Raw genomic sequence first — 18,168 nt, 5'->3', positions numbered from 1 at the left:
TTTCATAAAGGCCCTGAGGGGCTGTTAACTTTCGCGGCGAGCTGTTAACCTCAGGCATCGGAACAACCGAGGCCGAGGAGATGGGCAAGCCGATCATTGACGACGAATTGTGGACACTGATCAAGCCGTTACTACCGCCACCCAAGCCTCGACGCAAGAAGAACCCGGGCCGTCTGCCGGTATCGGATCGCGCCGCGCTGACCGGAATCTTGTTCGTGCTCAAGACCGGACTGCGCTGGCGCGACTTGCCCGCCGAGATGGGTTGCGGCTCGGGCGTGACATGTTGGCGACGGCTTCGCGACTGGCAAGCTGCTGGCGTGTGGGACCGGTTGCACGTGTTGCTGCTCGCGAAGCTGCGTGCGGCAGACCAGATCGATTTCTCGCGAGCCGCTGTCGACTCTTCATCGATTCGTGCTGTTGGGGCGGGCCAAAAACTGGGCCAAACCCCACTGATCGCGCACGACCCGGTTCCAAGCACCATATCGTCACCGACGCCAACGGCACGCCGCTCGCCGCGATCCTGACTGGCGCCAACGTCCACGACGTCACGCAATTGCTGCCGCTGATCGACGCGATTCCGCCGATTCGCGGATTGCGTGGCCACCCACTGCAGAGACCGCGCGTTGTCTACGCCGATCGCGGTTACGACTCCGAGCGACATCGAAGAGCATTGCGCAATCGCGGTATCGAGCCAGTGATTGCCAGGCGCCGTACCGAACACGGCAGCGGCCTTGGCAAACATCGCTGGGTCGTTGAACGCACGCATGCCTGGTTGCATCACTTCCGTCGACTCCGTATTCGCTTCGAGCGTCGTGCCGACATTCACGGCGCGTTCCTCAAACTCGGTTGCTGCCTGATTTGCTGGAACACTCTTCAGCGCACCGAACAGCCTTTATGAAACAGTCTCTTAGATAAGAAAGGGACCGCTCCCGCGATTCCGAACGACTGAAATTGACCGCGAGACGCTCATGCAATGCTTCCAGCTCACGTTCCCACGTACTCACGAGTGTTTTCATATCGCGCTATATAAGTAGTATTACTAACTAATATAGGCGATAAATAGTTACGGCTGTAGTACTAAGGCGAGCGCCTAACCACCGTGACTGCTTCGGCGGGCACAATCGGATTCACGCAGGCTCGCCGGAGTAGAAAAGCGAACCGAAGAGGTTTCCATGTCCGATATCGTGAAGGCCCTGTACGTGACAGACGATCGGGATCTGCCTGACGATGAGCAGCGCGCGCTCGTCATCTTTCCCGGCGGCAATGGCGACTGGTACGTCCAGGTCGCACCGAAACACGGCTGCGCGATCGAAGGTGTGCGGATCTGCATGTCGGGCGGAGCGGCGATGCATTGCCCGGGACTCGGCCCGGCGATCGCAGAAGCCTATCGGGCGATGATCGCCGCGCAGAATTGTGAGCGACGGGAGCCCGTTCCCACGCGAGAGGAACTTGAGCGAGAGGTGCACGCGTGGCGTACGGCATTTCCGAAGCATCAGTTCGACGGCATCTTCGATGTCGTCGAAACCCTTGAATGAAGACCGGGATGATCTACACAAACGGTTAAAGCTGCATTCGGTATTGACACTGGCGTATCGACCGCGAAACGCGCGCACCCAGTAAAGTTGCGCCTGGCGCATTCTGTGGTGCCTTGCAGCTTGGATGAGTGCGTCGGGTCTGGTCAGACGTTCAGGTATTCGAGCGCGTGGCCCTTCAGTAGGATGCACGCACCGCTGGCTTCTTCCAGGAGTTCGGCCATGCCCCGCGACTGAAGCCACTCGAACGCCTCCTGGATCGCAGGGTCGGCTTCCTCGAGCGTTTCCACTTCGGTGCCGTCTTCAGTCGACAGACCAAATGCGGGGGTGAGCGCATCGAAGCGCACCGCGTGGGAAAGCAGCAGCTCGATCATGCTCTGGTCGGCAATCTCGATCGCTCGGGCCGCCTGCGCGTCGCTCGTTCCGCCCACCGGTTGCTGAACGACGCCGAACAGCTTACGCACGCTCGACAAGATTTCTTCCCTGTAGTCGGAGCCCTTGATTTTCCCGCCTTCCACCGCGCCACCTGCGCCCCGGTCGAATGCGCCGCTCTCGATGAACGGCGCGAGAATCACCGCTTCCGGCAAGTCGGCAGAGCTCGCGCTGGCGGCCGGCTGCTCGGAGAGCGCGGCGACGGCGCGACGCAGTTCCTTCGCCGCATACATTGCGCGTTGCATCTTGTACTCTGCGCGTGTGCACCGGCATCCGCCGTTGGTGTGCATCCCCTTCGGTGCCCGAATGACGCAGCCGCCGTCTGTGCAACCATCCACGGATGCCATCAGGGCATCGTATCGCGTCAGTGCGGCCGTCAACCCTTCCGGAATCGAACTGATCCTGCGGGCCAGGTAGAGATCGGTGATCGCGCGGAGGATGCAATCGATACCGGGATGATCGTCGAAGCCGAGTAGCGCATTGATCGCGCCCATGTCCGCGCACGCACGCTTGAACGCGTCCTGATAGTCGGGTTCCTCGTCGTTGTCCTGTCCGTTCATGTCACTCCTTCGTGTTGATCCGTGGAATCCGTGGTTCAGGAAAGACCATACCGGGTCAGCGCGGCAGATCAAGGCTGCCGCGCCCGGTGGATCAGTAGAGGCCAGCGTGCCATTCCTCGCCGCGGGCCATATCCGTTAGGAAGGGCTCGATATCGGCAACCGTCATGTCCCGCGGATCGCCGAGGAAAAAGAAGCCGTGATCACCGAAAGGATCGGCGAAGCGCACGCAGTTCCCATCCGGAAACAGTCGATGGCCGCAGATGAGGCGCGACTCACCGTCCTGAAGGTCAACCAGTAGTTGCTCCGGTGCGGGAAGCCCGAACACGGCCCAGTCCTTTGCGCGGATCAGCGCCTCGCGCGCCTGGCGCCGGGCGCATTCTTCCGTGTCCTGCCGCTCTTTGCGCCGGCGTTCGACGCCCTGCGCCCAGCCCTCGACCGTCTCGGAATCGCCACCGAGCAGATACGGCATGAGCTCGTCGGCATACAGGTGGCCTGCCCGGTCGGCAAATTCCCAAGCGCGGCGGCGATGCCGATCGAACGCTTCCGTATGGAGGTCGCCGGCCGTGACGAGCAACCGCATCAGAACGGCTTCGACGCACGCATTGAGCGCCAGCGAGAACAGGCTGTCGTTACAGACCGGATTGTCAGGTGATGTCGGCATGGGATCTCCGCAGTTTCGGTTCCGGAATCGTCTGCGCAGCGAAGAAACTCGCGCATCCCCATCCGGCAGACACATCGGGTATCCTGCGCCTCTAGCTTCCTGTCAGGAAGTATATATGCCTACGGGCCAGAATCCCCCCAAACGCACTCCACCATGCACCGCGATCCACACCTTCCGCAACGCACTCCGGCCGGACAGTACGTGGCCGTGAACGATCTGCTCTCCGGCGAGCAGCCGATGCCCGATCATCTCGACGCCGTCAGCTTCACGTACCGGGACATCCGGTGCCACGTATACGGCGTGCTGCACGGTCTGAGGGGCGGAACGAACCAGCAATACCGGGAGTTCGTCAATCGGACGATCAAGGCCGCGCCCGGTCTGCGGTTCGGCGAGACCCAATTCATGCGGCTGTTCGAAGGTCTCGACGTGGAGATGGACGACTGGCTCGAAATACCGCCACGGGACGCATTCATGATGCAGATCGCGGTGTCGCTGATGCCCTGGCAGTTGGCCAGCGTCGTTCGGCAGGCGAGACGCGAAGGCCGCACGCTGACCGACCGCTTCGGCGCCGGCGGTGTGCGCCGCCTACAGGACATCGGCGGTTCCCCAGCATTTCACCTGCTGTCGCCGGACGAGCGCCGCCGCATCGCCGGATTCCTGGCGCCCCACGAATACCTCGCCGAGAACTGCCGCCGACGCCGGCGTGCGGGCCGGTTTGCCGGGCCAGTCTTTCCGGACTCGGACTGGTTCTGGCTGGCGCGCATCGAGCCGTACATCAACATTCCGTTGCGAAGCGTCCACATGCTCGAATACGCCGTCGAGCGCGCGAGGCTGGCCGGCGCGAGCGAGGTATCGCTTTTCGTGGGTGAGATCCACAACTCGGACATGGCGTGGTATTCCGGCTGGGATGTACAGGCGGAACCGGACGAACTGGTGCGCAACATGGTCAGTGGAGCGATCGACCGGGCGCGGGCATACGCCGCGTCATCGCGCGGAGCCTCACGTATTCCGTTCCTCGCGGCTTCGCTCGCTGGAGCCTTCGCGCCGCTTGCGATCTGGCTGATCGCTGGCGTGGAAGCAGCGCGGCTCTTCCATCACTTCTGACTCATCCAGTCAGGATTCACGACACACGTCAAGCTTTCCTCGTCAGTGGTCAGCGCACTCGCCCCAGTAGCGGTCGGCGTAGTCGTCGGCGAGCTCGCACATCTCGTTCAGTCCACGATCGTCGTCGAGGAAACGCTCAACCGTCAGGAAGAGCCACGTATTGAAGAAGTGGTCTGGAGCTTGCTCCGGGTCCGGTGCCAGCAGCTTCGCCAACTGGTCCAGCTTGCCCTGCACATAGCGGCGGTCGGTGCCAACGGCGCGCATCTCACGCTCGGCCTGATCGGATGTGAGCCAGGCCCGCATGGTCTTGATCAACTGCTCGCATTCCGACCGGGAGAATGGCCGGCAGCACTCCATGCCGTACATGCCCACTTCGAGCCAGCAGAGATCCAGTCCGCCAAAGGACTGGAACATCTGGAACGTGTTCCCGCCCATCAAGATCTTCGCCATTGTTTCGCGCGGAACCCGGACAACCGTCATCCGCTTCGGATCGACGAAGCACTGCCAGTCGGACTGATACTCACGAAACGCATCCAGCGTCCGGACATCGCTGACCTCGAAAACCTCGCGCAGCACGTCGGCGGCGCCCTCGCCTTGCTCGATACCCATCACACACCCTCTCTCAACGTCAAATGGTGACCAGTTCTACAGGGCCGGGATCAGCATTCGAGGCGTGTAGTCTCGAAAATCCCGGGGAAATACCTGAAAACATCCAAAATCGAGGACCTGAAGAAGCATTTCCGGGCCAAAACTTCGTGAATCCATCCAAAGACCGGCATTCCGAGACGGATGATTGCGCTAAACAACAATTCATTAGCGAGTTCTTACGCGCCGCTCCCCCGAGTGATACGCAACAAACCACCACTCGTCGCTGTCCAGACCAGCCCGCGCCGTGAAGCCGGTTACCTACAGTCCAAACCGACCCTGCTCGCCCGCGCGACCAGGGAAGCGCCGCTCCGGAATGGCTGGCACAGGATCGGGGGAAGCGAGTAAGTCAGCCACATGGGAAGGCCAGTGGCCTTCGGTCAGCGGATTGAGGAAGGCAACCTCGCGGATTGTCACGAGGCCGAGCAGCCACGCGAGCATTTCGCTTGGCCGGCGCGTGGCGATCCACACACTCCGGTCAGAATCCGTGACACCCACCGTCACCCCGGATTCGAGATCGATCCCGAACGAGACACCAACCATCGCGCCGAGCCAGAGCACCCGGGCGGAAACAGAAGACCGGAGAGCGCGATTCGCAACCACGATCCCGCGCGGCGCATCCACCGAGACGTAGCCCGTCCTGCCGGCGCCGGTGCCGAAGACTTCGACACGTCCGATCTGGAACCCGTCGCACCAAGCCATGACCGTTGCCCACGCACCGGGGAGGTCCACACCGAATTCGTCGCGGAACTCCCGAGCCGTTGCGCCCATCAGGCGATCGCTGACCGGAATCGGCATAGCCGCGGTGCCATATACGCCGCTGGTCGCTCCAGTCAGGATTTCCGCCAGAAAATCGAGCAGCGAGCCGTTGCGCACCAGGCGGTAGTCAACGCCATCCGCAACGAGCTTGGCCTTCACCTCGCCTGCTTCCTGACCGAGCATCCAGCGAACCGGATGCTCGGCCGAGCGGCAAACCCAGTTCCGGCCGTCACGCGCCCATTCGGAGGCAACCTCCCGTGCGTTCTCCCCGACCCCATCACGACTCAAGAGCAGCATCGATTCCTCCATCTTCCAGTCCGAAATCGTCGCCGCTCTGGTCCGTCCCGCCGTTCGTGCCATCGATTACCTGAAGCATGTTGTTCAGGTAGGTCGCGCTCGCCTCATCTCCTTCCTCGGACATGATCCGGACGTACACAGGCGTCGAAAGCAGCGCCTCGAGTTCAGCACGCAGCGCATACGTGGGTTGGCCGGCCTCCCCGAATGTCATGAACTCGTACGGAACGGCCGCGTCCTGCGGGCGACGCTTACCCATTGCCCGGGCACCGACCATGTAGAGGCTGACGAAGTCGTGGCGCTCGAGCGCCTCGCGGATCGCATCAAGGTGCGGCTGAAGCGCATCCAGCTCCGCGATCGCGCGGTTCTTCTGTATTTCGCCCATGTTGACCACGCTACCGCAGTAGGCACTGATGATCGACACTCGGGAGTGACCGAGAAGCTGCGCCACCAGTTGAGCCGCCACGCGCGTTTCGCCGCGCAGCGGGCTATTGCCGCCCCGGATTGCGCTCTGCACACCCGACAGGTGCTCGAACTCGTTATTGGCGACCTCGTGGCGCAGTCCGTGGAGCGTGACGCCCAGTTTGGCCTTCGTCAGCCCGAACTTCTGGGCGATATAGTCAAGGCGGCGGACATTGGTCTTGAGCGACTCACCTGGCCAGCCGAGAAAGCCGTCATGGTCTTGCACCGCGGCTTGAAGCTGGCGCAAAACGTCGAGCTTTTCCGGCGTATCGAGAGGGAGCACGCGATACCGGCCACCCTTCGTGCCTTTCTTGATGGGAAGACCCGATCCGCTCGCGACGATCGCGGCCTTCAGTTCCTCGCGGGACACCTTCACATCGCTGAATGCGACGATTTTCGTGGTGCCTCCCACTACTACGGTCGCATATGGACGGATACAGACCATCTCTAGGCGGCGCAGCCCCCACGTCCGGCCAGCGAGCAGCATCAGCCCGGCGCGCTCGTCAGCCCGCCGAATCTCGGCCAACTTATCGTCTACGTCCACGCCGTTTCCCGACCAGCTCTTGTCCGTCTGAGCAGAGAGCGTGCGCTTGGCCCGCTTTGGGTCTTTCACGTACTGCGCGGTCGGGCCGATAAGGCCCTGCTTACCGATCCAGTTGCAGAAGATACGGAAGGTCGTGATCCTGTTCTGTATGGTCGAAGCGGCCTTGCGCTCGTCGAGCCACTTATCAACAAGCGCCTGCATGTGCTTCTGCCGGAAGCTGGTAATCGTGTCGAACCGATATCCGAGGATGCGCAGATCTTGGAAGCCCTGATAGAGGATATTGGCACGGGCTTCACGCGTCTTGTCGGCTGCACGGCGGTCGCCGCGAACCGTCCGCAGGTTCTCCCGTTGCTTGAGAATGTCAGCCAGTTGCTTCTTCCAGTTCCCAGGACGAATTGAAGCGTGCCCACCGTGCTTGGGTACGTTTGCTACCTTACCGTTCTTGTCGAAGAGGTCCGTCATTCGTGTGCTCCTGACTGTTGTCTTGGTGTGCTCTCACGGTCGGTGAGTGAGCGCGTCGATCCTTCAACCGGTCTCATTCCCGCAGGAATCGGTACATAGGCGTTCCAATCCCTCCAGGCTTGAGACCGGATCTCTGCTTCTTTTCCTACGGAGTGCTTCTTGTCGCCTTCCGGAGCGACGGGGGTAGCAGTGCCATACGTTAGAAACTACTGGACCCACACAACCGATCCCTCGGCCGTACAGATGCGCTGTCGCGCCATCCCCGCTTGTGTCCTAAGCGGGGAGCCTTTGTCGCGTTTTTGAGAGGTACGACTTCCTCCTGACTCTCGGTTAGCGCCCCAAGCGCTTCCCAAACGAATCTGGTTACTCCCATTCCTTCCCCTTGCGGCCTCCGAACCCGTGACGAGGTTCGAGCAAGTTGCCAGATACCCGGCCCGCCCGCGATACGCCTCAACGGGCGCTCGAAAACGAGGAGGTCGGCTTCCATGCGTTTCGCACGAAGCCGCGTCCAGCGGAATGGGAGTCATCGGAATGACTAGAAGCGCACGCGCTTCGTGCCAGTGGATTCCGCCCGTGTGTCAGGCGGCTGGCGGGCTGCTCCATGCGGAGCAATCACACATTTGGGGTCGGTGGTGTGTACCGATTCCGTATTGCGAGAAAGTCACGCCGTACGCTTCCTGACGGAATGTAAGCGGCGAGAGCTTTTGTTGAGCCAGAGGCTTCCAGTGCTGACGTTGACGCTGATCGCACGCTCGATGCGTGACGCTTGCCGGACCAAGCCGGCGCAATTCGCGCAGGAGGTCTTCGTGCGATCAGAAGTCGTTGTCGAGATGAAAGGTCCTAGCGGGGGCGATGCCCGGCGTCGCTGATTTGCGAGCCGTGTGAATCCGCGAGGGATACACGAGTTGCGTTTTGCCCGAGCGATCCTCATCGGATTTCGGGCGAGGCTGATGCCTCGACTGTCCTGCTTTTGGACGCGTTGCGCGTCCGGTTCCGACGCTGCGTACGTGCCTGGCGTCGGTGGCTAGATACGGCCCAGCTGCCGATCAACGCACTGTGTGGTGCGATCGATGGTTCGCAGATTAGATAGGCCAACGCTTCCTGTCAAGAATTAAATCGTTTCTCTACCCCCTTACCTATCCCAAAAAAACGCCGAAAGCCACGTGCTCATGTGTCTCACGCACATGACAGGACACTCTCTTTTCACTACCGATCTCAAGCCGACACAAAAACGAGAGGGCGGCGCACCGTTATCGTCGATCATCTCGCCAACGTCGCAAACAACCGTCGGATAATCGGCCACGTTTGGCCGATAAGTGGCCGATTTCTGGCCCAGACCGCCGCCTTTTCAAGCTCTCCTCTGTCTCTCAATCCACGTTTCCGGCCGTTTATTGGCCGGATATAGGCCATGTATCGTCCACACGTGGCCGATAACTGGCCGATTTCTGGCCAAACTTCTTGCCACGAAGCTGATTAGCACATATGCTTTGCGTACTTCTTGTGGAGAACCTATATGAGCAAGGCAACCCCGCCCATTGTTCGTGCCATCGACGTCGGCTACGGCAACACCAAGTACACCACCTCCCAGCGCAACATCGACAGCGACGCCCAAGTCGGTCTCTTCCCTTCCCTCGCCCCGCGAGCCACTCAATCTGATTTCACCGGTGGCCTGATGAGCAAGGCCGATCGGATCGTCGTCGCGGTCGACGGCGAGAGTTATGCCGTCGGCGCCGATGCCCTCGCGGAATCGAAGGGTATCTATAAGCGCGAGGTCGCCGCAGCCTACTCGACGACCCGCATCTATCGCGCACTCTTTCTCGGCGCTCTTCAGAAGATGCGCCTGCAGGCAGTCGACTACATGGTCGTAGGTCTCCCGCTGACGACTTACGATCGCTACGCCGACGAACTCAAGGGCCTCCTGACCGGTGTTCACGAAGTCCCGAATCCCGTCAAGCCCGACCAGAACCTCAAGGTCGACGTGCGCCGCGTGAAGGTCTTCCCGCAGCCGAGCGGCGCCTTCTATAACTACGCGGTCCCGCGCAAGCTGTTGGAAACGATGCAATATCAGACGAACCTGGTCATCGACGCCGGCTACGGCACGCTCGACTGGTTCGTCACCGAAGGTGCCCGCCCGCTGACCGGCCGCTGCAGCGCAACGCCAAAATCAGTGTGGGCCGTCATCAGCGCCGTGGCCGAACACATTGCTCCGGATCTCACGCTGAACCCGCGGACGATGCAGCGAATCGATAACGCTCTCCGCGTCAACGCCCCGCTGAATATCAATGGCAAACAGGTGGACATCACGCCAATGCGCCCGATCGTGACGCAGATCGTTGAAGACGCGATCAACGAAATGCTGCTGTCGATCGGAAACATTTCCGACATCGACAACATCCTGATCACCGGTGGCGGCGCGCATCTCTTCGCGGACTATGTCAAGAAGGAGCTGGGCAAGTCGCACAGCCAAATCCACACCGATGCCGATCCGGTCTATAGCAACGTCCGCGGATTCCAATACGCCGGCGAATTCTGGGCGGCGCGAGACGCGAGCAGCCGAGCTGCAGCCTGAGGAACTGGACCATGGCACGCCCTCCTTCCGCCATGCGACTTCGGATCACGGTTCCCGCGCATCACGCCGTTCTCCGCCATATGGAACGCCTTGAGGAAGGCTCGGATGCAAATATCGAGCTTCTTCGTCTAGCCGAGCTCGGCGCTCACCTTGAGGACCTGCACGGGCCGATCAAATCGGTTGCAGATATCGTCAAGCTGGTTCATTCGCGAAATGCAGTCGCGGTGGCGCCGATGCCGGCGGATCAAATGCCTGCTTCATCCTCTGAGCGACAGATCGCGCCCCAAAGCGTTGATGCTCGGAAAACCGCTGTACCAGTCTCAGCTGCACCGCAACCCGATCCGCCCTCGGCCGTCCCCTCCCCATCCGAAACGACTGGGGGGCTTATGGTGGACGAATCCCAAGCAGCGCTCGCGTGGCTACCCGATTAACACAACAGGGCTAGAAACAGAAACGCACGTCGGTACATTGACTCCTGTAAGGCCAATCAAGGAGAAAACCATGAGCGTGACCAACCAATACATGTGCGAATACGCGCAATTCGATCGCCGGAGCGTCCCGGCTCAACTGCGCGGCAACGGTGACGGCCGGGCCGATCTTTACGACCTGTTCCTGCGTATGGAGGGCGTGAAAAACGGACTGGTCGAGCAAAACGGTGATGTGGTTGACACCTACTCGGCCGCGATGTCCGGCACGAACCTGACGCCGGCGCTCGCGTGGCTGCTGGTTCGCCTCAACCGCCTGCTGGTTACGCTCGACAGCCTCAACGCAAAGCTGTCCAAGGTTGCCTCGAAGTACGACATCGACCCGTCGGACTCCGACAACTCGCGCGGCCGCGGTATCCGATCCAACACCCTCTCGAGGAGCTCGCTTTGCACACAAGCCTTCGCATCCGCCGTCGGCTTACGGGGCTGATGACCGGGGTGGCTCTCGTGCTGCTGACCACAGTACAACCCGCCCTGGCAGATTGCTTTGATGACGCCGGTACTTATCAATCGGTGAACCCGAACGTTCTTCGGGCAATCGCGTGGTACGAGTCCAAGGGCGACCCCACAGCCGTCCACCGCAACTCCAACGGCTCAATTGACGTGGGTGAATTGCAGATCAACTCAATTCACTTCCCGGAGCTCGAGGCGTATGGAGTAAGCCCGTCGTCCTTGAGGGACCAGTGCGTCAACATCTATGTTGCCGCTTGGCATCTCAAGCAGAAAATGATCAAGTACGGCAATACGTGGGACGCCATCGGTTCTTATCACTCAGAGACCCCACGACAGCGGGACCAATATGCCCGCGCGATCCAAGGAATTCTGGCGTCGTGGGGACTGGTTTCCCCTCGCTGAACTCGCAGTTTCTTCACAGGTTCAGTCCCAAACCCTCCCTAGCTTGTCGCATCTACAAGAAAAGCCGCTCAAATACGTGTGGCAAGGCGGCTTACGATCCTCGCTCGGCAGCTCAGATATGCGCGACGCGGGACCACTCCTTTGGGCTAGTCACCGGCAACTGGCAACCGGTTCCCAAAGCGATTACCCGGCGCCGCCCATGCAACGGCCAGTTGAGCGCAGTGACGCTGACATCTGAAATCGCCACTCAACATTTTGCGGTTCGCGACGAGACGTGTCATCGGCCGTAAGTTGCTCGTGGTTGGCCGGAGTTCGTTTTAGATCTTCGAGACTCCGCGAGCTTCAACGGATCTCCGGTTTTTTGGGGGGGGGGATAAGTGGTCAGGATAGACCGATGGCCGCTTTGCCCCGGGGGACTCCCCCCGGGGCAAAGGGATTACTGTGTGTAGCTTCCGACGTGCCAGTGAAGCGAGTTACTGCCGTTGATTTGCACCATTTGAATCGACGCCGAATTCGAAACAACCGGGATCGAAACTGGAATCCACCATTGAGAACCACTTCCGCCGTCGTTCCAGCCGTTGTCGCCGGCATAGAAGTAATTCTGGATGTTCCCCCACGTATCACGGACGATGAACTCAGCGACGCCCGCGTTGCTGCCCGTCCACTGAACGAAGACATAACCGTCCACCCGCGTGGTGTTCGCCGGCAACCAGTAGACCCCACCATTGCCAATATCAAGCGAAACGTAGTTGTTTGTGCCCGACGAACCCGCCTGCTGCCACACGCCGGATTTACATGACAACAAGCTTCCGTTTGGATCGGTCGTAATCCCGTTCCCAGAACAGCCCCAGCCTGACCACGCTGTTGCTGCCATCGATAGCGAGCTATTCACCACGCCGCCACCGTTGAGGTACGTATAGCCTTGGTTGACCGTCGGGCCATACATCCACGTCGTACCAGTCACCTGCAGATTACCGCTGCCGCCGCCACCGCCGACGATCGTCGAGCCACCGGACCAGGGTTGCAGGTAAAGATTCTCGCCAACGTTGATGTGCATTCGACCCGGGTTCGTGATCTGTGCACCGCTCGTCGCCAACGTCACGCTTCCGTTGGTAACGACGCCGCCGTTCGACCACAACGTTCCGTTTGCATTGACGTTGCTGTCGGCAGTAACACTACCCTGCCAAGCGTAAATATTCTGTGCCTGGAGATCGGCAGCTCGCGACCAATCCGTACTGCGCGTGTACACGGTTCCGCTGCTCTGGAGGACGATGTTATTAGAGTCCCCGTACAGCGCCTGCTTCGCCAACCCGATAGTACCCGAACCGGCCCCGCCTTCATTGACACCAACGTGCTGCGTATAGACTGAAGCCGCGTTGTTGATGTTATTTCCGTTTGCATTCATCGCACCGGTGAGGGCGCGCGAGCCGTTAAGCATGTAAAACTGGCTCAATATCGCATCAGTTGCCGAATAAGAACCGACGCGCATCGCCAAAGTACCAACCTGAACACCTGCCATCGGTGTCTGCCAGCCGTTGCCCGTCCCGACCAACTGACCAGCCTGCCCCGGGGGCGTCATGCCAGCATCTGCCCCCGCGGCTTGCATGGCAATCCCGGCCAGGTCATTTCGTACCGCGCCGGTGCCGTCCTTGTATGGGGTCGATGAATAAACATACCCAGCCAGCGTACAGTTCCCCCCGGGACAAACCTGGGTAACGTTCGAGGTGAACACTTGTCCGTTCGGCGCCTTCGATCCAAAGCCCTGCGGCAAATAGCCTAGATTGATTAGCTCCGGGATAGTCGGGGCATAGGGATTGGCCACACCGGCAACACCCTGGTTGGCCATGATCGCCTGACCGTTTGTGCTGTAGTAACCGTTGAGCCCCCCCTGGTATTCGACAGCCCATTGCCCCGTTGCTTTCGCAATGGACTCATCGATGGCTTCGGACGTCTGCGCCATCTGTCCAGTCAGAGCGATTGTCGCAACCGTAAGCGCGAGCGCGGTGTCAATGAGCATCGAACCGCGTTGCCCGAGTTTCCTCCGACGCAGCGACATACCATGACGTCCCCTCGCCGCCGCGGGACGGTCGAAGTTGTTGAATCTCAGTATCTTGTCCATGGAAGCCCCCTTGACAATGACCGCCCTCACGCTATCGGGCGTCGGCGATCGCCGAGTTATTTCCCATCAGGAAGTATAGCCTACGATGCTAGCGGAACGATCACATTTCAAGCCGCACAAGCTTGGAAGTTCCCAATACCGAGAGTAGTAGATCTCTCATAAAAAAAGGCGCCCGTGGGCGCCCTGCCATACTCCTACCCCGAGCCGGACCGATCAGCTCATCAGGAAGGTAAGGGTGTTCGCATCCCCGGTGCACGTCATGTTCGCCGGGTTGAAGGTCACCGTCGGCGATTTGATGACCGTCGCATTGATGGTGATCTTCGCGGCACCACGTTGAATTGCCGACAGGATGGGCTGACAGGACGAATCCGGCAGGTTCGTGACCTTGTATTGCACCGAATCCCCTGCAACATTCAGGGTGCCGGAGGTGACGGTAAGTTGACCGCCGCCGGGGGCCGTGGTCACGACCCCCGCGTTATCCGACATCGAGACCAGGCCCTTGAAGAAGCCACCCGTGTCAAGGTTGCCGTTCGTAACGTTCGCATACTGGCCCGAATACGAGGATTTCACCTTACCCGCAAGCGACGTCAGATCTTGGCCCAGTTGGTTGGTTTGCTCGCCGACACTGTTCGAGTTGAAATACGCGTACAGGCCGACAACAGCGATGAGCGCGACGAGCAGGTAAAGGCCATACTCGATCAGCACGCTCCCACGTTGCGCCCTGGCCCTCCGACTATCCTTCCGCACCTTCTGGTCATAGACCGAAGTGTCCGCATCGCCCTGCGCCATGTTGATTTCCCGGTTCTTCACGATTCTCATGCTCCTCAAAAAGTATCCATTCACCCTCTCTTGCGCGGACTGAACTACCCAATGGGCGCCCATCCACGCAAGGCATGCGCCCAGATTGGACGTTAACCCGATTACAACACCCCACAACACAAGGAGAAACTTCGAAACAACCGCTATCCAGGGGATCTTTCATGCCCAACGAAACCGCAAGCCCGTTAGCCGCGCATCATCATATTGAGCTGAATAATTGCCTTGAATTCGTCCGCCATCTTGAACGTGCCGAAGTACATACCCAGCATCATCACGATGACGATCACGACGACGATGTACCGGACGATGGTTGCTTTCTTTTCCATCTCCGCCGGCGCAGCCTTTCTGACGATCTCTCCGACCTTCGAAAGCATTGTGGACATGTCGCTATATTCCGCGATATCGACGATCCGGTAATACGCCCGGTCGTTGACGATTCCCGTGTTGAACGCCTCGCCCTTTGAATTCGGCTCGTGCTCAAAATTATTCAGAATTCGCTTGATATGCCACTTCAGCCACGGATAGGCTTCAGCCTCCATCTTTTCCAGCACATCCGGCACCGTCTGGACCTGCGTGCCAACCCTGACGGTCCCGGCACCCAGCGACGAAAGGAAAGCCGCACCTCGGAAGTCGCGATAAAACTGATACGGAAGGAAGTGCCGATCTAGCCACGGCCGGAATCGCCCGACATAGTTCGGAAAGGACCACTTCACCCACCCGAAGACGAACACCTCCAGCAGGATCAGCGCCCAACCCCACCCGCGAACAACTTCCCCGAGTCCATAAAACATTTTCCCGACCGGGCCCCAGTGTTCCGGCGGAATCATCCCCCCGATAGACTTGAGCGTGCGAGGCATCAATACGAATCCCTCAACGCCAAGGAAAATGTGGAAAATCACGACTGCGGCCACCGCAGCGAAGAGCACAGTCCGCGCAACTTTCTTCGCGTCCTCCATACCGCGGATGTTCTCCGACAGCTGTTCGAGGCCGACCTTGAGATCCCCTGCTCGCTCAGCAAAGGCCAGCACGGTCAGATCTTCCGACGGGACTGTTCCGACGAGCGCTTCAGAGAATGTCGCGACATCTTCGTCCATCCGTTGCAACCAGTACGCCGCAAGCTTCCCTTCCGGCATAGAGCCGTACCGCTCAACGTACGGCTCAAGAAGTTCACGAATGTTTTTTCCTAGTTGCGCCGCCATAAGCCCGGCAAGGTCTGAGTAAAACTCCCCCCGCCGTTGCTTGAACTCATATATGGCGAGAAAGAGTCCGCGCCCTGCCGTAGGGTTGTCGCCACTTTTCGCTCGACCGAACGACAACCGCTCCAATATCGAATTCATTTACAAGAGGCCTCAAAAAATGACGGATCAGTAAGGTTTCCCTGCGGTCCCGAATCGCTCACCACCCGTTGCAAACTTGCCGAGCCCAAAGCGTCGCTGCTCGTTCTCGTACTGCTCAAAGGTGCCAAACTTCTCCTCGATTTCGTACGGTGACACTTGGCCTCGGGAGCACCGGTACATCGCAACTTCCATCGCCGACTTCCCGCTTGAATCCTCCTCCGAAAATTTCGCCACACGAAGTTGGTTCACGTACTTGATGAGATCGATGTTCTTGTGATCTCGAATCATTTCCAGCATGTACGTGTCCAACTCGAGCATCTCCGCAACGACCTTCCGTCCGGCTATACCATTCAACTCGGCCAAACCAGGCTTGCTGCACTTCGGGCAACCAGTCTTGTTTGTCAGGTAGATGCCGTCGACGTCAAGGTCGAAAAGACGCTCGATTCTGTTCAGATACGACGCCTCGGCATGTTGCCGGGCCGGAAAGTCTCGACAACACTCGCAGTTGATCGGCACCAGTGCTTGATAGACGAGCAAGTTCATAAATCCTGGTGTTGCCATCACCTCTCGAGGGATTCCGAGCTCGCTCGAGCAGAAGCGATCGATACTGCCGACGTGAGAAGGCGCGTGGACAGTCGTGAAACCCAAATGACCGGATTCCACGATGTCTCTGAACATCGATGCGCTGTCAAGATCTCGGCACTCGCCGATGAGCACCGCGCTTGGGTCCATCCGCTTCAGCTGTCGCTTCCATGCAATGAACGAGTCTTCCTGAGTGTCAGTAAGCGACCGCGACACGTTGAACTGGCGCACACCGGGGATCAAATACTCGACCGGGTCCTCTACGGTGTACTTCGCCATCGTGTCCGGAAGGTTCGCCATGTTGGTTTGCATCGTGGTGGACTTTCCCGAGCCCACAATGCCGGCCACCGAGATGCCCCCCTTGTGCCTACTGATCGCGTTGCGCCACATCCAGACTTGTTGCTCGAAATACCCCAGTTGCTCGAGCGTTTTAATGCTCTGCATGTCGTCCTGGTAAAGCATCCGCAGAACAACGACACTTCCCAGAGCGGTACGTCCGGAAGCCCAACGAAACAGCAAGTCGCGGTCCCTTACCCTCAACTGCAATTGGCACTGCTGAGGAAGATTCTCGTTGTAGGAGTTCTGAGACCCGTTTTGCGACTTGTTGTTGTATAGATACGCAACCATGTCCAACAGCGTGTGCGTATCAATCAAGAACTCCGGGGGGTGTACCAGCTTCCCGTGAATACGGAACGACACCTGCGACTTCGCGAGCCGTCGGTTCATGTCGATATGAATATCCGAGACCTCATTCGCCATCGCGAACTCAGCCATCAACTCGAACTGACGATAGAGCGCGCTTGCATTCTTCTGCTCCAACGACACGCTGAGTGTTTTGCGACGGCGATTCTCCATCACCTTGTCACGCGCAAGATCAATCAGCACCTGGTCAGACGCAACATAGTACCCCTCCGCCACCAGATCCCACTTGACGGCCAGATGCGCTACCAGCTCATCGACGTAGTCATCGTTGAGCATCTCTTTGGTCAGGATGATCGCGTATTCGCCGTGCTTCTTGCCGCCCTCCGAGTTTGGAGGCACCACCTCCACCGGGCAAATGTTTTGCCGCATGGAGGGAGGCATCTGAACCAGATCATCGTCGTACATTTTCCGCGTGAAAAGCGGAAGTGCGTCAACCGTTGTAATGATCTCGACCGTATCACCCACCGGGGCCGGCTCGTCTCCCCGCGCCTGCCTACCCTGAGTGTGCTGGTCTCCAGCAATATCCACCACAACGGCACCGGTCGGTTTAGAGGAAGGGGGAACCCAACCCCCACCGTTCGCGACGACGTCAATCACCTCACCTCTCGACGACTCTTGTTGCAGAAGGTTCGAATCGGGTTTGTTTAGAAAGCGACTAAGCATTAGCGAACTCCGTTGACTCCGCCGACTCGGGGACCAGGCATCATGGTGGGCATAGACGGGGGCAACGGCGACGCCGCGAAACCCGGACTGCCGGTCATTTGGGCTTGTTGCTGGGAAGTCTTCTCATTGCCGTTGTCGAAACCTTCGTCGACCAACGATTCGAAGTGCTTGATCTTTCCCTTCGGCGATCGCAAATCGGCTCCGTCTGCGTCAATCGCGACGACTGTATAACCTTTAATCTTTTTGCCTACCGTGACCTGATAGATCACGTCGTTCCACATCAAGTACCCGGACAGATTCGGGACAACGCCGAAACGAGCAAACAGTCCATCGCGATGCTTCGGCTTGCCTGCATCAGCGTCAGATGCGGCAGGGATTGGTGCGGGCGGCAGTGCCGGCGACTGTTGTTGCGTCGGCGAAAGCGCGGGCGGTGTCGGAGTACTCTTGTCGCTCTCAGTAAGCGACTTTAGTGTCTTCGTTGCCTCCGCCTCGATCAAATCGTTGACCGAAGGGCCAGCTGCATGTCCAGCAGACCATGTCAAAGAAAGAATCAAACCCGCAAAAACACGCACGACCTTCATA

At 59.3% G+C, this 18,168-nt stretch carries 16 protein-coding genes; 6 read left to right on the top strand and 10 right to left on the bottom strand.

All coding sequences use genetic code 11. From position 1 onward, the window contains the following. Window positions 1-80: 80 nt before the first annotated feature. Together CJU94_RS37280 and CJU94_RS37275 are read left to right on the top strand one after the other, a co-directional pair. Window positions 81-898 (top strand): IS5 family transposase gene (locus CJU94_RS37280; protein WP_095423477.1). Its coding sequence is split into 2 segments (ribosomal slippage): window positions 81-429 and window positions 429-898, totalling 819 coding nucleotides; the frame shifts between segments, so codons are not numbered across the junction. A gap of 274 nt (window positions 899-1,172) precedes the next feature. After that, the gene (locus CJU94_RS37275) at window positions 1,173-1,535 is read left to right on the top strand and encodes a hypothetical protein (RefSeq protein ID WP_095423599.1); all 363 of its coding nucleotides are present in this window, start codon (window positions 1,173-1,175) and stop codon (window positions 1,533-1,535) included. 143 nt (window positions 1,536-1,678) lie between these two features. Here the strand turns inward: CJU94_RS37275 and CJU94_RS37270 are convergent, their stop codons facing one another. Beyond that, window positions 1,679-2,458, bottom strand: a complete 780-nt coding sequence (locus tag CJU94_RS37270) for a hypothetical protein (protein WP_157763881.1) — start codon at window positions 2,456-2,458, stop codon at window positions 1,679-1,681. 157 nt (window positions 2,459-2,615) lie between these two features. Further along, window positions 2,616-3,185 carry a hypothetical protein gene (locus tag CJU94_RS37265; protein ID WP_095423597.1) on the bottom strand — a complete coding sequence of 190 codons (570 nt, stop codon included), beginning with the start codon at window positions 3,183-3,185 and terminating at the stop codon, window positions 2,616-2,618. Window positions 3,186-3,392: 207 nt separating this feature from the next. Here CJU94_RS37265 and CJU94_RS37260 point away from each other — a divergent pair, with 207 nt between their 5' ends. Next, on the top strand, window positions 3,393-4,289 hold the full coding sequence (locus CJU94_RS37260) for a hypothetical protein (protein ID WP_244221205.1): 897 nt from the start codon (window positions 3,393-3,395) through the stop codon (window positions 4,287-4,289). Between the two features lie 42 nt (window positions 4,290-4,331). On the opposite strand, the gene CJU94_RS37255 is transcribed toward CJU94_RS37260, so the two are convergent. The 3 genes from CJU94_RS37255 to CJU94_RS37245 all read right to left on the bottom strand — a co-directional run bounded on the left by CJU94_RS37255 (window position 4,332) and on the right by CJU94_RS37245 (window position 7,455). After that, window positions 4,332-4,898: a hypothetical protein gene (locus tag CJU94_RS37255; protein ID WP_095423596.1), complete on the bottom strand. Its 567-nt coding sequence runs from the start codon at window positions 4,896-4,898 to the stop codon at window positions 4,332-4,334. Window positions 4,899-5,195: 297 nt separating this feature from the next. Then, window positions 5,196-5,990, bottom strand: coding sequence for a hypothetical protein (locus CJU94_RS37250; protein ID WP_095423595.1), 795 nt, complete (start codon window positions 5,988-5,990; stop codon window positions 5,196-5,198). After that, the gene (locus tag CJU94_RS37245; protein WP_095423594.1) at window positions 5,971-7,455 is read right to left on the bottom strand and encodes a phage integrase N-terminal domain-containing protein; all 1,485 of its coding nucleotides are present in this window, start codon (window positions 7,453-7,455) and stop codon (window positions 5,971-5,973) included. Before CJU94_RS37245 ends, CJU94_RS37250 begins: the two co-directional genes overlap by 20 nt. A 1,513-nt stretch (window positions 7,456-8,968) precedes the next feature. Between CJU94_RS37245 and CJU94_RS37240 the strand changes: the two genes are divergently transcribed. The 3 genes from CJU94_RS37240 (at window position 8,969) to CJU94_RS37230 (ending at window position 11,364) form a co-directional block, all read left to right on the top strand. Then, complete coding sequence (locus CJU94_RS37240; RefSeq protein ID WP_095423593.1) at window positions 8,969-10,024, top strand: PRTRC system protein D; 1,056 nt, start codon at window positions 8,969-8,971, stop codon at window positions 10,022-10,024. A 501-nt stretch (window positions 10,025-10,525) separates the two neighbouring features. After that, window positions 10,526-10,939 (top strand): hypothetical protein, encoded by a 414-nt coding sequence (locus CJU94_RS37235; RefSeq protein ID WP_095423592.1) that lies wholly within the window; start codon window positions 10,526-10,528, stop codon window positions 10,937-10,939. Further along, window positions 10,939-11,364: a lytic transglycosylase domain-containing protein gene (locus tag CJU94_RS37230; RefSeq protein ID WP_095423591.1), complete on the top strand. Its 426-nt coding sequence runs from the start codon at window positions 10,939-10,941 to the stop codon at window positions 11,362-11,364. The genes CJU94_RS37235 and CJU94_RS37230 overlap by 1 nt, the downstream gene beginning before the upstream one ends. A gap of 436 nt (window positions 11,365-11,800) precedes the next feature. Here CJU94_RS37230 and CJU94_RS37225 read toward each other — a convergent pair whose 3' ends face one another. The 5 genes from CJU94_RS37225 to CJU94_RS41145 all read right to left on the bottom strand — a co-directional run bounded on the left by CJU94_RS37225 (window position 11,801) and on the right by CJU94_RS41145 (window position 18,167). After that, complete coding sequence (locus CJU94_RS37225; RefSeq protein WP_157763880.1) at window positions 11,801-13,483, bottom strand: hypothetical protein; 1,683 nt, start codon at window positions 13,481-13,483, stop codon at window positions 11,801-11,803. 213 nt (window positions 13,484-13,696) lie between these two features. After that, window positions 13,697-14,293 (bottom strand): type 4 pilus major pilin, encoded by a 597-nt coding sequence (locus tag CJU94_RS37220; RefSeq protein WP_244221204.1) that lies wholly within the window; start codon window positions 14,291-14,293, stop codon window positions 13,697-13,699. 194 nt (window positions 14,294-14,487) lie between these two features. Then, on the bottom strand, window positions 14,488-15,639 hold the full coding sequence (locus CJU94_RS37215) for a hypothetical protein (RefSeq protein WP_095423589.1): 1,152 nt from the start codon (window positions 15,637-15,639) through the stop codon (window positions 14,488-14,490). 27 nt (window positions 15,640-15,666) lie between these two features. Beyond that, window positions 15,667-17,520, bottom strand: coding sequence for an ATPase, T2SS/T4P/T4SS family (locus CJU94_RS37210; RefSeq protein WP_244221203.1), 1,854 nt, complete (start codon window positions 17,518-17,520; stop codon window positions 15,667-15,669). A 65-nt stretch (window positions 17,521-17,585) separates the two neighbouring features. After that, entirely contained in the window at window positions 17,586-18,167 is a 582-nt protein-coding gene (locus CJU94_RS41145; RefSeq protein WP_157763879.1) for a hypothetical protein, read from the bottom strand. Window position 18,168 lies beyond the last annotated feature (1 nt).

The organism is Paraburkholderia aromaticivorans, assembly GCF_002278075.1.
Classification (GTDB): Bacteria; Pseudomonadota; Gammaproteobacteria; order Burkholderiales; family Burkholderiaceae; genus Paraburkholderia; species Paraburkholderia aromaticivorans.
Note: the sequence above shows the minus strand (reverse complement) of the source record. Positions and strands in the feature narration are given on the sequence as shown.